Here is a 14,009-nt window from a genome sequence, read left to right on the forward strand (position 1 = left end):
TACGGCTCACGCGGGCTCGTAGCGGTAGCCCACGCCCCAGACGGTGACGATCCGGCGTGGCCCGATCTTCTCGCGCAGCCGGCGCACGTGCACGGTGACGGTCGACGCGTCGCCGAAGGACCATCCCCAGACCTGGTCGAGGAGGGCGGCGCGGCTGAAGGCCTGGCCCGGGTGGCGCATCAGGTGGGCGAGCAGGTCGAACTCGCGCGCGGTGAGCACGATCTCGTGATCGCCGAGCCGTGCCTGCCCGGCGCCCACGTCGACGGGCCGAGCACCATGAGGTCAGGGGGCGCGTCGAGGGCGCGCCGCATCGCCTCGACGCCGTCGGCCACGCATTCGACCACGTGGCCGTCGTGTTCGAGGTAGCGGGCGACGACCTCGGCGACCATCGGATCGTCCTCCACCACCAGGATCCTGCTCCGCACGACCCCCACGGTAGGCCTCGCGGCCGGGCGCCGCAGGACGTACCGTGTCCCCATGGGTCGAATGGTCATGCTCGTCGTGGGCACGCTGCTGGCGATCTTCGTGCTGTTCAACTTCATCGTCCCCATGGTTCTGGGGCTGCTGAAGATCGCTCTCATCATCGGCGTCATCGGGGTGGTGTTCTTCCTGGTCATCCGCGTCTTCAGCGGATCGTCCTCGTCGTACCGGTGACCCTCCTTTTCGCGCTGGCCCTTCTCCACGATCCGGCCAGCCTGATCCTCGTCGCGGGCCTGCTGTTCGCCTTCTGGCTGAGCAGCAGGCCGGTGCCCTCGAGCGACGTCGGCGTGCCCGCCTTCTTCAGGGTGTACGGCACGCGCACCCCCGCCGCCCGCCTCAGCGACCCAGACGCGGCGGGCAAACCGCATCCAAGAGCCCCATCAGGGAGCCCTGTCTTCGCGCAATGACAGGGAACTCCTTGAGAAGGGCACATGATCGAATTCATCACCGGCCTGGCGCATCCCGCGATCGTCATCGTCGTCTTCACGCTTGCCGTACGCCTGCTGATCCTGCCGCTGGCCATCCGCCAGGCCCGGGTCGCCAAGATCCGCCAGAAGCTCGCCCCGCGCCTGAAGCAACTGCAGAAGCGCTACGCCAAGAATCCTGAGCGACTCCAGAAGGAGATCACCGCGGCGCACGCCCAGGAGGGCATCTCGGTGTTCGCCGGATTCCTGCCCGCTCTGGCGCAGCTGCCGTTCATGTGGCTGATGTATCGCGTCGCGACACACCCGACCGCACTCGTCGGCTACGACCCGCTCGGCCTGAGTCTCTCGGCCGTGGTCGCCAATTTCGGTCTGATCAGCTGGCCATTTTGGGTCTTCGCCGCGATGATTCTGGCGATCATCGCGGTGGCCTGGCTCACTTCACGCAGGGTGAAAGCGAAACTACCCGAAGATCAGCCCGAAATGATGCGGAAGATGCTCCCGTTGATGGCGTACGGCGCGGCCGCGGCGGCGTTGTTCCTGCCGATGGCGGCCGGGCTGTACCTACTCATCTCGACGACGTGGAGCTACGCGGAACGCGTGGTGTTGTACAGCTAACCCGCTTCCTTGAGCGCCGGCTCACCGACGGTGTGCGGGGCGGGCAGAACCGCCCACACCGTGGTCACCTCACCCTCGTGACGCACTCCCCATTTCTGCGCCACAAACTCAACGATGCCCAGGCCACGGCCCCCCAGCGAGGAGAGGGTGGGCCGTCCGGCCCGTGGTTCCGTGGCCGCGCCGCCGTCGCTGACGGCGACCTCGACCACGTCGTCACTCCAGAACCATGCGACGCGGACCATGCCGGAAGGCAATGGATGGGCGTGCCGGAGCGCATTGCTCAACAGCTCGCTCACGACCAGGACCGCGTCGTCGATGGCGCCGGAGAAGACCCCCCACTCCTGCAATTCAGTGCTGAGGCGCTGGCGTGCGACGGCGACGCTGGACGGTGCGTACGGAAGTAGCACCACGCTCGACACACCCACCTCCCCGATCCCAGTCCCCCCGTGGGCTCACAGTGGGAACACACCCCGGTACGACCGAAATGCCCCGTTACCCGGTCCCAGAAACCGGACTACGATCACAGCTTGTACACATTGGACGATAGTTCAGCGCATCCGTGACCACCTCGTTACCGCTCCGGTGTGTCGGGTTCGATAATGAGCGCCAGCCGCATCCTGGTTCCTCCCCCTGGCCTGGGATGAGCCGTCACCTGACCGCCCTGCGCACGCGCCAGGCTGCGCACGATGTAGAGCCCCAGACCGACCCCTCCGAACTGACGGCGGTCGCCGCTGTCGACCTGGACGAAACGCTCGAAGATGCGCTCGCGGTCGTCAGGCCGGATGCCGACGCCCTCGTCGTCGACGGCCACCACCACGGCGCCGTCCTCCTCCCACGCCTCGACCGCGATCAGCCCGCCGTTGGGTGAGTACTTGAAGGCGTTCTCCAGCAGCTGGCCCAGGATGATGTCGGTGGCCAGCGCGTCGCCGCTCACGCGAGGGAGCCGGTCGGGCACGTTCACCTCGACCCGGTGGTCGTCGGACAGCTCGGGCAGACCGAGCGTCGCGGCGTGGATGCGCTCGGCCAGGTCGAAGCCCTCGATGCGCACGGCCAGCTCGTCGGCGCCCGCCCTGGCTCCCAGCAGCAGGTGGTCCATCAGCTGACCCAGCGAGCGCGAACGTTCGGCGATGGTGCGCACCGCCCCACGCCGCTCGAAGTCGTTCATCTTGTCCCACCGCGAGTCGAGCGTGCTGGCGAAGCCCCGCACGATCGTGATGGGCGTGCGAAGCTCGTGGCTGGTCATCGCCAGGAACAGGTCCTTGGCCTCCTCGAGCTCCTTGGCGGCCGTGACGTCGCGGAAGTCGACCACGACCTCCCCCGTCTCCACGATCTCCGCCGCGACCACGTCGAGCCAGCGGCCCGTGGTCAGCTGCACGGTCAGCTTCTCGCCGGGCGCGGGCAGCGGGAAGGGCGGCGGGCCGCCGAGCACCGCCTCGCTGGAGAAGCCGGTCAGCTCGCCCGCCGCCGGGTTCCACTGGATCACCCGGCCCATGGCGTCGAGCACCGCTATGCCGTCGGCGCTGGCGTCGAAGACCGCCCGCTCGTGCGCCCGCTGGCGCACGGCGTCCTGGTAGGCGACGGCGTTCGACACGGCGATCCCCGCGTGCCCGGCGAGCAGTTCGAGGAGCTCCAGCTCCACGTGGCCCGGCTTGCGCTTGCAGAACAGCGCGTAGAGCCCGCCGTACGGCCGGCCGCCCACCGCCGCCAGGCCCAGCGCGATGGTGTGCAGGCCCGGCAGCTGCGCCCAGATCAGGTCGTCGAGCTCCTGGCCTTCGAGCATGACCGTCTTGCCGGTGCGCATCAGCTTGCCGACGAGGCTGGTGTCCAGGTCGGCCGTGGCGTCCTTGAGCTGCTCGGGCAGCTGGTGCGAGGCCACCAGGCGCAACCGGTCGCCCTCGATGAGCACGAATCCCCCGGCGTCGGCGCCGGTCAGCTCGGTCAGGCTGGCGGCGATCCTGTCGAGCACCGCCGGTAGCTCCAGGGCCGCGTTGATGTCGCCGACCACGTCGGTCAGCTTGCGCACCAGCTGCGCCCGCCTGGCTCCGCGGCTGCGCGCCGCGATGTCGTCGCGCACCAGGTGGTGCACGCACACGTAACCCACCACCGAGGTGCCCTGGCACAACGCGCTGGTGTCGACCCGCAGGTCGAGCAGGGTGCCGTCGCGGCGGAACCGCTTGGTGCGCAGCGAGACCTGGCCGCCGGTGCGCACCCTTTCGAGCACGGCGTTGTGCTCGGCCGTGAGCTCCTCCGGCACGATCGGGGCCCTGCGGCCGACCATCTCGTCGGCCGTCCAGCCGAACAGTCGTTCCGCGGCGGGATTCCACATCAGGACCGTCTGGTCGCGGTCGAGCGCCACCACCGCGTTGGGCGAGCTGGACAGCACGGCCTCGGCCAAGCTGTCATCCCAGTCGCCACTCACATCTCCATACTGCCGAGGTCGTGAGCGCTCCGCAGGCACTATGGTCCGATACGCTGCCGTCACCATGTCTGACCTCGAAGCCCTGTTGCGGGTCACCTCACCCACCTACCGGGGCGATGGTCCGCCCGACATCGCCTTCGGCACCTACGCCGGCGCCGTGGGCACGCTCGTGCTGGCGGCGTCCAACCGCGGCGTCGTGGCCTGCAGTTACGAGGACGAGCACGTGGTCTTCGAACGCATCAGCCGCGTGGTCGGCGGCACGATCGGCGCCGACGCGCGCCGGCTCGACCCGGTGCGGCGCGAGCTCGACGCCTACTTCTCCGGGCGCCTTCGCACCTTCACCCTCTCCGCCGACCTGCAACTCGCCACTCCGTTCGCGCGCACGGTGCTCAAGATGATGGTCGCCGTGCCGTACTCCACCACGACCACCCACGCGGCGCTCGCCGAGCGCATCGGGCGGCCGCAGGCGCTCCACGCCGTGAGCAACGCGCTGCAGACCAATCCCGTGTGCGTGGTCGTGCCCTGCCACCGCATCGCCGACGACGGCGGCTACGCCGGAGGCGCCGCCGCCAAGCGTCATCTGCTCACCGTCGAGAGCCGCGCAGCAGCCCGATGAGCAGCGTCACCAGCGCCGCGACGACGAAGGCCCCGAGCGCGCCGTTCATCCACGGCTGGCGCTCGAAGCCGATCGCGTCGCGCACGCCTGTCCAGAAGGAGTCCCAGCCCGCGACCGTCGCGGCCGAGGTCGTCAGCCAGTAGGCGACGAAGCCGAGCGCCCACGGGATCAGCATCGACCAGCGCGAGGGCGCGTCCTCGTCGGTGTTCCAGCGCGCCCTGCCGCCCAGGACGAAGTAGTCGACCGCGAGCACGGCGAACATCGGCACGAACACGGCGCCGATCACCGACAGGAACGACGCGTAGGTGTCGGCGCTGACCCAGATCGCGATCAGCGTCGTGATCACGCCCACGATCACCGACAGGACACGCCGGTCCACGCGCGGCAGGAAGTTCTGCAGCGACATGGTCGTCGAGTAGACGTTGGCGAACGACTGGTCGGTCTCGCGCAGGATGAGGATGCCGAAGAACAGCGCGCCCAGCGGCACCGCCACGAAGGTGGGGAAGACGTCGCCCGAGCCGGTCAGCGCGACCGCGTAGATGCCCAGCCCCAGGCAGGCGACCTGGGCCAGCGTGTAGCCGCCGACCACCCCGGCGAAGGCGGCGCCGGAGCTGCGCGAGTGCCGGGCGAAGTCGGCGGCCAGCGGCACCCACGACACCGACAGGGCGATCACGTAGTCGACCGCGGGGCCGAACCCGGTCCACGAGCCGCCCGACTGCGGCGGCGCCTGGCCGAGGAACCGCCAGGCGTAGTAGGCCAACGCGATGATCACCGCGATGGTCACGTAGCGCCGCAGCACCCGGATCGCGCCGAGCGGCCAGATCGTCAGCACCGTGGTCAGCACCCCGGCCGCGATGACCCACACCGCGTACGGCACGGCGTCGCCGAAGATCGCCTGGCAGCCGATGGCGATGACCCACAGCTCGAAGGCCCCCCAGCCGAGCATCTGGACCACGTTCAGCACCGTGGGCACGTACGACACCTTGGCCCCGAACAGGCCGCGCAGCAGGACCATCGAGGGCCGGCCCGTCTGGGTGCCGGGGATGGCCGACAGCGCCACCATCACGGTGCCGATCAGGCTGCCGACGACGGTGGCCGTCAGCGCCGCGGCCAGACTGAGCGGGGCCCCCTGGGCCGCGTTGACCAGGGCGAGCGCTCCGGAGAAGCCCAGCAGGCTGACGGCCAGGTTGGCCCAGAGCGCACCCTGGTCGAGCACGCCGAGCACCTTGGGCGGCGCGCCCTCGAGGGTCAGCGGGACTTCGGCATGATGCTGATCGACGACGCGCGTCATCACACTCTCCCTACGCCGGCATTACCCGGACAGGTTCATGCGGTCGGCGACAGCCGTAGTCGCCCTCTCAGCCTGGTTGCCCCAAGCTCCCGCGTTGATTTTGGTGCCAATGATGCACCATTCGCCCCGCTTTAGGCCACTCGGGCTAGCTGATCGTGACCTTCGGGGTCTGGCCGTACTTGTCGCCGCTGAAATTGACGTACCACTTGCCGGACTGGGCGCCGGTCCACCCTGTCCCCGTGACGGTCTCGTCGCACCCGGAGCCGTTGTACTTCGTCCACAGCGCGAGGTCCCCCCGGTGGATGGTGATCCGGACACCGGACTTGTCGCACTTGGTGTCCTTGAGGGAGAAGGAGACGAAGTCCTGGTTGCGGTAGGTGTTGGAGCCGGACTTGACGTCACAGCCACGCGACATGACGACCCGGGCCTTCACCCAGCCGAGGTAGTGCTCCGTAACCCTCGAGCTGTCACACCCGGAAACGCTGGCGGCCGAGGCCGCGGGAGCGGTGACGACCAGGCCCGTCAACGCCATGAGGACTCCCGCCGCCAGCGCGGACACGGATCTCAACTTCATGTCGACTCCTTCGATCTTGGACAGGTGCCCAACACCGTAGGAGTCGGCGGTATGTCGGAGGTATGCGCTAGGCGACGAACGGGTCCTGGCCGGTCTCGCTGACCATCGGGAGCTGCGCGGCGTCCCAGGCCTGCATGCCTCCGTCGACGTTGATCGCCTGGCGGCCGATGTGGTTGAGCCAGGCCGCGGCGTTGTAGGAGCGCCCGCCCACCCGGCAGATCACGTAGACGGTCTCGCCCGCGGGCACCTCGTCGACCCTCGCCTGCAACTCGCCGAGCGGGATGTGCACGGCCTTCGGCGCGTGGCCTGACACCCACTCCATCTGCTCGCGCACATCGAGCAGGTAGGCGTCATCGGGCACTTCACGCGCCTGGATCTCGGGAACCGTCATGGGTCCTAGTTTCTCACTTCAGCAGCTTGGACATGCGGCGGTCGGCCAAGGGCTTGCCGCCGGTCTGGCAGGTGGGGCAATACTGCAGCGAGGAGTCGGCGAACGACACCTCGCGGATGGTGTCGCCGCAGACGTCGCAGGGCTGCCCGGCGCGGTTGTGCACGCGCAGGCCCGACTTCTTCTCCGCCTTCAGGTCCTTGGCGGCCAGGCCGTGAGCGCGCTCGACCGCGTCGCGCAGCGTGGTCACGATGGCCTCGTGCAGGTCGGCGACCTGCTCGGGGGTGAGCGACGCCGCGATCTTGAAGGGTGACATCTTCGCGGCGTGCAGCACCTCGTCGGAGTAGGCGTTGCCGATGCCGGCGATCACCTTCTGGTCGCGCAGCAGTCCCTTGATCTGCGTGCGGTTGCCGCCCAGGATCTCCTGCAGCTTGGCCACGGTGAACTCCGGCGCCAGCGGGTCGGGGCCGAGCGCGGCCACCCCCGGGACCTCGGCGGGATCCTTGACCACGTAGACGGCCAGGCGTTTCTGCGTGCCCGCCTCGGTGAGCTCGAAGCCGGGAGCCAGGCCCAGTTCGTTCGGCGAGAGCCGTACTCTCACGGCGAGCGGGCCCTTGCCCGGTCGTACCGGTTTGGCGCCCGACAGGTCTTCCTTCCACCGCAACCAGCCCGCCCTGGCCAGGTGGATCACCAGGTGCAGCCCGTCGCAGTCGAGGTCGAGGAACTTGCCGTGCCTGCTGACCCCGGTGATCTCCAGGCCGCCGAGCGCGCTGACGGGCGGGTCGAAGGTCTTGAGAGCCTGGAAGCCGACCACGTCGACTCCGACCACGGTGTGTCCGACGGCACGATCGCGGAGGAACTCTGTGAGCGACTCCACTTCGGGAAGTTCCGGCATGCATCCAGATTATGGTCCACAGCCTGTGGAAAACTACGCGGCATGAGCGTCACGATTGCGGAGGAACTCCTCCTCCTCGCCCACAGCGAGGAAGCCGGCAAGCAACTCGTCGACTCGACCTCCCTCAACCTCGCGCTCGGCGGCGCGCTCCTGGCCGAGCTGGCCCTGGGCGAGCGGATCGACCTCGAGGGCAAGCACGTGGTGGTCAAGGACCCCACGCCCGTGGGTGACGGCGAGCTCGACCGGGCGCTGGCCAGGATCGTCGAGGAGACCAAGCAGCGCAAGCCCGACTGGTGGGTCAACAGGCTGCACGCGGGCAAGCTGCGCGACCGGCTGCTCACCCGGCTGGCCGACGCCGGGGTGCTGACCGAGCAGCAGGGCAAGGTGCTGGGGATCTTCCCGTCGAAGCGCTGGCCGGAGGCCGACGGCACCATCGAGGCGGGCGTGCGCGAGCGGATCGCCAGCGCGCTGGGCGGGAGCGACCCCGACCCGCGCACGGCGGTCCTGGTCGCCGTCATGCACGCCGTCAAGCTGGAGCGCAAGGCCTTCCCCGGCGCCGACAAGAAGCGCATCAAGGAGATCGCCGAAGGCGAGTGGGCGGGCGCGGCGGTGGCCAAGACGATCGCCTCCATCCAGGCGGCGATCATGGCGGGCGCGGTGGCCGCCGTGGTGGCGGCGGGCGCGTCCTGACGACCTTCAAGCGGTACGGCCGCGCCAGCCGTACCGCTTGAAAGACTCAGTTGACCTGGAGCGCTTCCTTGGGCACGGGCTTGTCCTCCGCCAGCGCGTTGAACAGCGCCAGCGCCCTGGTCCTGTCCCACTTGACGCCCTCGCCGCCGGCGACCTGCTCGGTGCCGCCGAAGGGCACCACCGTGGTGACCGGGCTGTCGCCCATGGCCAGCCCCAGCGACAGCAGGTCGAACGCGCCGGTGCCCTCGCTCACGTCGACCGAGTCCGTCGCGGCCGTCGCCAGCGGGATCGAGGTGAACGGGTTGATCAGCACGCCGGGGCTCGCGGCCTTCTTGACGACGGCGCCCAGGAACTGGCGCTGCCGCTTGGTGCGCTCGTAGTCGGGCAGCGCGCCGTTGTAGCGGGTGCGGACGTAGCCGAGGGCTTCGCCGCCCGACAGGATCTGCTTGCCCTTCTTGAGCTTGAGCCCGGCCTTCGGGTCGTTGATCGCCTCGGTGACGTTGATCTCGACGCCGCCGACGGCGTCGACGATGCCCACGAAGCCGGCGAAGCCGATCTCCATGTAGTTGTCGATGCGCAGCCCGGTCGCGCCTTCGACGGTGCGGACCAGCAGCTGCGGGCCGCCGCCCCTGAGCGCGTCGGAGTAGGCGGCGTTGAGCTTGTTGCGCCCGTTGCCCGGGATGGTGACCGCCGAGTCGCGCGGCAGGCTCACCAGGGTGGCCTTCTCGCCGCTGTCGGACAGGTGCAGCAGCATCATCGAGTCGGTGCGGCGGCCCACGGCCTTGCCGGTCGCCAGCTTCCTGCGCTGGGCGGCGGTCAGGCCCTTGCGGCTGTCGGAGCCGACGAGCAGCCAGTTGGTGCCGGGACCGTCGGCGGGGCGGCCCTCGTAGTCGTCGAGCACGCCCGCGATGGTGTTGATGCGCCCGTCGATCCAGAAGAATCCGACGACGCCCAGCACCAGCAGCGCGGCGAGCAGCGCGGCCAGGATCTTCACCAGGGTGCCGACGCGGAACTTGCCGCGCGCGCCCGAGGTGCCGCCTGAGAACATCCGCCCTCCCGGACGGCCGCCGTCGGGGGGACCGCCCTGGCCGGCGGGCGGCTGCCTGTCCTTGTCGGACTTGAGCGGCCGGACCGGGCTCTTGCCCTCGCGGACCTTGCCGTAAACGCGCGAGCGCGCGCTGGGCTGCTGCTGCTGCCCTTGGTCGGCCGGTGATCCGTACATGGCCGGAGATTCGTACTTGGCCGTGCCGGCGACGCCGGGGACCTGGTGTGCCGGAGCTCCGGCAGCACGGGGCGGGCCGTCGGCCCTGCCCGGCAACGGGCGGCGATCCTGCGGCGGGCGCACGGCTCGCGTTCGATCGTCCTCGGACATCCTGGTGGCTTCCCCCCTCATGCTTTGCATTAGACGGTACGTCGCTTGAATGACCATTGCAGACGACTAACCAAGGTTTTGATAGGCAGAAGTACGCACTGCCGCCGGCCGGAAACATCTCCGCCAGCTGGACCGTTACCTTTTATGCACGTCCGCATCATCGAAGGGAAGATCGTGTCCGCTCCAGATCCGTGGAGTACCTGCCCGTGCTTCGGCACGGGAACCTCTGAGGTCTCCGCACGGTGAGCGCTTATCTGGGCCTCCTGGCCCTGTTCCTCCTCACCGCGGCCACTGGTTACTTCGTGGCCCAGGAATTCGCCTTCGTCGCCGTGGATCGCGGGATCCTGCGCGACCAGGCCGCGGCCGGCGACAAGTCGGCCGAGAAGGCCCTCCAAGTCACCTCTCGCCTGTCGTTCATGCTGTCGGGCGCCCAGCTCGGCATCACGGTCACCGCGCTGCTCGTCGGCTTCCTCGCAGAACCGGCCATCTCCGCCCTGGTCCGGCCCCTGCTCGGCGACACTCCCGGCTGGGTCTCCGTCGCGATCGGCGTGTTCGCGGCCACGGTCGTGCAGATGGTGCTGGGCGAGCTGATGCCCAAGAACCTCGGCATCGCCAAGCCCGAGCCGGTCGCCAAGGCGCTGGCCGGTTCCACCCTGGTCTACCTCGCCGTCGCCGGTCCGGTCATCAAGCTGTTCGACGCCGCCGCCACCGGCCTGCTGCGCAAGGTCGGCGTGGAGCCCGTCGAGGAGGTGGAGCAGGGCGCGACCCCCGAAGAGCTGTCGCGGATCATCGCCGAGTCCACCCAGGCGGGCGAGCTTCCCCCGCGGCTGTCCGAGCTGCTGGAGCGCGCCCTGGAGTTCGGCGACCGCATCGCCGAGGAGATCATGGTGCCGCGCCCCCGCGTCGTCGTGGTCCGGGCCGACCGGCCCGTCTCCGAGCTGATCGAATCGATGCGCAGCAGCGGCCACTCCCGCTTCCCCGTGATCGGCGCCGACGGCGACGTCGTGGGTGTCACCGGCGTGCGCGAACTACTGGCCTCGGGACTGACCGAGGGCATGATCGAGCAGATCAGCCGTCCGGCCGTCCTGGTGCCCGACTCGCTGCCGCTGCCGACCGTCCTGGCCCACATGCGCCAGGCGAAGGACGACATGGTCTGCGTCATCGACGAGTACGGCGACCTGGCGGGCGTCATCTCGGTCGAGGACATGGCCGAGGAGCTCGTCGGCGAGCTCGTCGACGAGAACGACCCCGAGCCGCTGGGCGCCGTCGAGCAGCCCGACGGTTCCTGGGAGGTGCCGGGCACGCTCCGCCTCGACGAGATCGAGCGCGCGACCGGGCTGGCCCTGCCGGAGAGCGACGACTACGACACCGTCGCCGGGCTGATCCTGGCCCGCCTGGGCCGCATGCCGGAACCAGGAGACACCGTGACCGTCGAGCTCACTCCCGAGAGCGACCCCTTCGACGAGGATTCCCAGGAGCAGCAGGCGGTGCTCACCGTCCTTTCGCTGCACCGCCGCGTGCCCGAGTGGGTACGGCTGGCGCCGGTGCGCGTGGAGGTGACCCAGTGATCGGCCTGTTGCTGCTCAGCCTCGGCCTGCTGGTCGCCAACGCGCTCTTCGTGGCCGCCGAGTTCGCCTTCGTCTCGGCCAAGCGCCACCGGCTGGAGGAGATCGCCTCCGGCGGAAGCGGCGTGGTGAAGGTCATCGCCAAGTCCGCGGTCGCCGGAAGCCGCCAGCTGTCGCTGATGCTCGCCGGAGCCCAGCTCGGCATCACCCTGTGCACCCTGGGCCTGGGCATGGTCACCGAGCCCGCCATCGAGCACGCCCTGGAGCCGGTGTTCGCGGCCATCGGCGTGCCCGAGGGCCTGCGGGTGCCCATCTCGCTGGTCCTGGCCCTCTCGCTGGTGACCTTCCTGCACATGGTGGTCGGCGAGATGGCGCCCAAGTCCTGGGCGCTCACCCACCCCGAGACCGCGGCGATGGTCCTGACGGTGCCCTTCCGCGGCTTCACCTGGCTCATGCGCCCGCTGCTGTCGTCGCTCAACGGCCTGACCAACCTGATGCTCAGGGCGTTCGGCGTGCAGGCGCGCGACGAGCTGGCCACCACCCGGACGCCGCGCCAGCTGGCCATGCTCGTCGGCGAGTCGGGCCGCATGGGCCTGCTCGACCGGGCCGAGCACGACCTGCTCACCCGGGCTCTGCGCCTGGAGGCCGAGGGCATCGAGCGGCTCATGGTGCCGATCGGCCGGGTGGTCTTCGTGCCCGCCTCCGCCGACTCCGAGGAGACCAAGCGCGCGGCCGCGTCCTCCACGCACCTGCGGCTGCTCGTCGGCTCGCCCGACGACATCAGGGGTGTCATCCATGCTCGCGACGCCTTCCTGCGGCCGTCAGCGCGCGCAGGGGAGCTCGCCAGGGAGCTCCCGCGCCTGCCGTGCGTCACGCAGGTCCCCGAGGCCGTGGCGGCCCTTCAGGAGGCCCGCGCGCACCTGGCCCTGGTCACCGGCGGCGACGACGTGATCGGCATGGTGAGCCTCACCGACCTGCTCGGCGAGTTGCTCGACACGCGCGCCTGAGGTCAGAACCACGAGAACCGGTGGACGTACAAGCACGTGGAGTGGGTGTAACCGGACCTGATCTTCCAGGTCGTCTCGGTCATGCCCGCTCCACGCTTGAACATGAAGTAGTACGTCCCCTTCGGCAGCCACAAGGTGCGCTTCGGGTACGTGCGTGAGCCCTTGCAGGCCCGCGCGTCTCCCGTCTTCTCGCTCGTGTACCGCTTGCAGCCGCCGCAGCTCTTGAGCGTCCAGCGGGCGGTCACCGGGCCGGTGTGGAGGATCTCGACCTCGCCCCTGCCGTCGTTGGTGATCGTCAGCGGCATCAGCGCCCCGCCCGGCGGCTTCTCGCGCGGCAACCTCGCGCCCGCCTTCTTGTTCGACTCGTCGGCGATGCGGGCGGCGATGACGATCTGCCGCGCTCTGGCGGAGTCAGGGCTGCTGCGGTAGTCCTTGGCGTACTTTTCGAGCGTCTGGGCCGCGGACGCGAACTGCTTCTTCTTGAACTGCCGCACGCCGCAGTCGAAGGAGCCCTTCCGGATCAGCTCGCCCGTGCGGCCCACCAGGTCGCCCTGGAGCGAGGCCATCTCCTTGAAGATCGCCCTGGCACCGGTCAGGCGGCCGAGCGCCCGGCAGGGATCGCCGGACGAGGCGTCCTCCAGCTCGTCGTAGGCGCCCTGCAGCAGTTCCCCGGCCTTGGCGACGTACGGCGAGGCGGGCGCGACGGAGACCAGCGTGGCGAACTCCCTGGCGGAGCCGATCGTGAAGTCCTCCCCCGGCGTGCCCTCCCTGCCCAGCTCCTCACGGAGTTTGATCGCCCCGCACTCGTACAGCGAGTGCGCCAGCGGCTCGTCGGGCCATCCGGCCAGGTCGCCGAGAAGCACGGGATCGACCTTCGCCGGCAGCCCGCGCAGGTAGCCCAGGGCCTGCGGCGCCTGGCAGTAGTCGCCGTTCCGGTACGGCGCGGCGACCCGCTCGTAGAGCTTCTCGATCCCCGCGCGCACCCCTGCCGCGGCCCTGCTGCGCGCGTGGTTCTCGCTCAGGTCCACGTAGATCTCCAGGGCGTCGTCGAAGCTCCCCTCGCCGGCGAGCCTGCCGGCCTCCGCCAGCCGGGAGAGCTGCTCCCGCTGGTAGGCCTCCTCCTGGGCCGAGCGCTGCATGGCGTTGTGCACGAACACCGCCGAGACCGGCACCGCGAGCAGGGACACGGCCAGCGGCAAGGCGATGGGGACGAGGCGGTCACGTGCCGTCGGCGGCGTGGCCATCATGGCCCGCCAGGCGCCGTGGACGGCCGCGGCCACCGCCGCGACGACCCACACGGCCACGATCGGCCCCGGCACGCCGTCGGGCTCGACGGGCACGGCCAGCGCGATGAGGAATCCGGTGGCGCCGAGGCCGGCGGCCGCCGCGAGCCATCGGCCTATCAGCAGGTATCCCAGGCCGAAGCCCGACAGGTTCAACAGGGCGACCGTGGCGGCCCGCAGCGTGCGTAAGCCCTCGTTTGGCTGCTCCATGAGTCAACTGTTCAACAATTCAACACGCTTGGCAAGATATCTAGTTCGCTGAAGGCGAACGCGATAAGCGAGAAGAAAGTGCTCTGCAAGAAGCCGGGCATAGAATCCGTCGCCATGGCGGGCGCGGGGCGAACAAAGATCCAGATACGCAACAAGGCCCCGGCTCTTGCGAACCGGGG

17 protein-coding genes and 1 riboswitch are annotated in these 14,009 nt (G+C 69.7%); of the genes, 7 read left to right on the plus strand and 10 right to left on the minus strand.

The window, feature by feature from the left end; translation table 11 throughout:
* Nucleotides 1–6 precede the first annotated feature (6 nt).
* Nucleotides 7–219, minus strand: a complete 213-nt coding sequence (locus ACIBH1_RS46025; protein WP_397320451.1) for a winged helix-turn-helix domain-containing protein — start codon at nt 217–219, stop codon at nt 7–9.
* Nucleotides 180–425 (minus strand): response regulator transcription factor, encoded by a 246-nt coding sequence (locus ACIBH1_RS46030; RefSeq protein WP_397320453.1) that lies wholly within the window; start codon nt 423–425, stop codon nt 180–182. The genes ACIBH1_RS46025 and ACIBH1_RS46030 overlap by 40 nt, the downstream gene beginning before the upstream one ends.
* Nucleotides 426–477: 52 nt before the next feature.
* On the opposite strand from ACIBH1_RS46030, the gene ACIBH1_RS46035 reads away from it, so the two are divergent.
* The 3 genes from ACIBH1_RS46035 to ACIBH1_RS46045 are packed head-to-tail and all read left to right on the plus strand — an operon-like array spanning nt 478 to nt 1,520.
* The gene (locus ACIBH1_RS46035; RefSeq protein ID WP_181611165.1) at nt 478–654 is read left to right on the plus strand and encodes a hypothetical protein; all 177 of its coding nucleotides are present in this window, start codon (nt 478–480) and stop codon (nt 652–654) included.
* Nucleotides 651–887 carry a DUF6412 domain-containing protein gene (locus tag ACIBH1_RS46040; RefSeq protein WP_397320454.1) on the plus strand — a complete coding sequence of 79 codons (237 nt, stop codon included), beginning with the start codon at nt 651–653 and terminating at the stop codon, nt 885–887. Before ACIBH1_RS46035 ends, ACIBH1_RS46040 begins: the two co-directional genes overlap by 4 nt.
* A gap of 24 nt (nt 888–911) precedes the next feature.
* Nucleotides 912–1,520: a YidC/Oxa1 family membrane protein insertase gene (locus tag ACIBH1_RS46045; protein ID WP_397320455.1), complete on the plus strand. Its 609-nt coding sequence runs from the start codon at nt 912–914 to the stop codon at nt 1,518–1,520.
* Here the strand turns inward: ACIBH1_RS46045 and ACIBH1_RS46050 are convergent.
* Both ACIBH1_RS46050 and ACIBH1_RS46055 read right to left on the minus strand, forming a co-directional pair.
* Nucleotides 1,517–1,939, minus strand: a complete 423-nt coding sequence (locus ACIBH1_RS46050; RefSeq protein WP_397320456.1) for an ATP-binding protein — start codon at nt 1,937–1,939, stop codon at nt 1,517–1,519. The genes ACIBH1_RS46045 and ACIBH1_RS46050 overlap by 4 nt on opposite strands.
* 152 nt (nt 1,940–2,091) lie before the next feature.
* A complete protein-coding gene (locus ACIBH1_RS46055; RefSeq protein WP_397320457.1) occupies nt 2,092–4,005 on the minus strand; it encodes a PAS domain S-box protein in 1,914 nt (637 codons plus the stop codon).
* Here ACIBH1_RS46055 and ACIBH1_RS46060 point away from each other — a divergent pair.
* Complete coding sequence (locus ACIBH1_RS46060) at nt 4,004–4,555, plus strand: methylated-DNA--[protein]-cysteine S-methyltransferase (protein WP_397320458.1); 552 nt, start codon at nt 4,004–4,006, stop codon at nt 4,553–4,555. The two genes, ACIBH1_RS46055 and ACIBH1_RS46060, sit on opposite strands and share 2 nt — an antisense overlap.
* Here ACIBH1_RS46060 and ACIBH1_RS46065 read toward each other — a convergent pair.
* From ACIBH1_RS46065 to ACIBH1_RS46080, 4 genes are all read right to left on the minus strand, one after another.
* Nucleotides 4,524–5,846, minus strand: coding sequence for a purine-cytosine permease family protein (locus ACIBH1_RS46065; protein WP_397320459.1), 1,323 nt, complete (start codon nt 5,844–5,846; stop codon nt 4,524–4,526). The two genes, ACIBH1_RS46060 and ACIBH1_RS46065, sit on opposite strands and share 32 nt — an antisense overlap.
* A riboswitch (TPP riboswitch) is annotated at nt 5,836–5,949 on the minus strand. (Overlaps the previous gene by 11 nt.)
* Before the next feature lie 42 nt (nt 5,950–5,991).
* Nucleotides 5,992–6,420: a hypothetical protein gene (locus ACIBH1_RS46070; protein WP_397320460.1), complete on the minus strand. Its 429-nt coding sequence runs from the start codon at nt 6,418–6,420 to the stop codon at nt 5,992–5,994.
* Between the two features lie 67 nt (nt 6,421–6,487).
* On the minus strand, nt 6,488–6,811 hold the full coding sequence (locus ACIBH1_RS46075; protein WP_397320461.1) for a rhodanese-like domain-containing protein: 324 nt from the start codon (nt 6,809–6,811) through the stop codon (nt 6,488–6,490).
* 13 nt (nt 6,812–6,824) lie between these two features.
* Nucleotides 6,825–7,703, minus strand: coding sequence for an Fpg/Nei family DNA glycosylase (locus ACIBH1_RS46080; RefSeq protein WP_397320462.1), 879 nt, complete (start codon nt 7,701–7,703; stop codon nt 6,825–6,827).
* 42 nt (nt 7,704–7,745) lie between these two features.
* Between ACIBH1_RS46080 and ACIBH1_RS46085 the strand changes: the two genes are divergently transcribed.
* Nucleotides 7,746–8,393, plus strand: a complete 648-nt coding sequence (locus ACIBH1_RS46085) for a GPP34 family phosphoprotein (protein ID WP_397320463.1) — start codon at nt 7,746–7,748, stop codon at nt 8,391–8,393.
* A gap of 46 nt (nt 8,394–8,439) precedes the next feature.
* Here the strand turns inward: ACIBH1_RS46085 and ACIBH1_RS46090 are convergent, their stop codons facing one another.
* On the minus strand, nt 8,440–9,615 hold the full coding sequence (locus tag ACIBH1_RS46090) for an LCP family protein (RefSeq protein WP_397320464.1): 1,176 nt from the start codon (nt 9,613–9,615) through the stop codon (nt 8,440–8,442).
* A 392-nt stretch (nt 9,616–10,007) separates the two neighbouring features.
* Between ACIBH1_RS46090 and ACIBH1_RS46095 the strand changes: the two genes are divergently transcribed.
* The gene (locus ACIBH1_RS46095; RefSeq protein ID WP_397320465.1) at nt 10,008–11,333 is read left to right on the plus strand and encodes a hemolysin family protein; all 1,326 of its coding nucleotides are present in this window, start codon (nt 10,008–10,010) and stop codon (nt 11,331–11,333) included.
* Nucleotides 11,330–12,337: a hemolysin family protein gene (locus ACIBH1_RS46100; protein WP_397320467.1), complete on the plus strand. Its 1,008-nt coding sequence runs from the start codon at nt 11,330–11,332 to the stop codon at nt 12,335–12,337. The genes ACIBH1_RS46095 and ACIBH1_RS46100 overlap by 4 nt, the downstream gene beginning before the upstream one ends.
* Nucleotides 12,338–12,339: 2 nt before the next feature.
* Here the strand turns inward: ACIBH1_RS46100 and ACIBH1_RS46105 are convergent, their stop codons facing one another.
* A complete protein-coding gene (locus ACIBH1_RS46105; RefSeq protein ID WP_397320468.1) occupies nt 12,340–13,830 on the minus strand; it encodes a hypothetical protein in 1,491 nt (496 codons plus the stop codon).
* Nucleotides 13,831–14,009: the final 179 nt, after the last annotated feature.

The sequence above is a fragment of the Nonomuraea sp. NPDC050663 genome (genome assembly GCF_044456985.1).
GTDB lineage: Bacteria > Actinomycetota > Actinomycetes > Streptosporangiales > Streptosporangiaceae > Nonomuraea.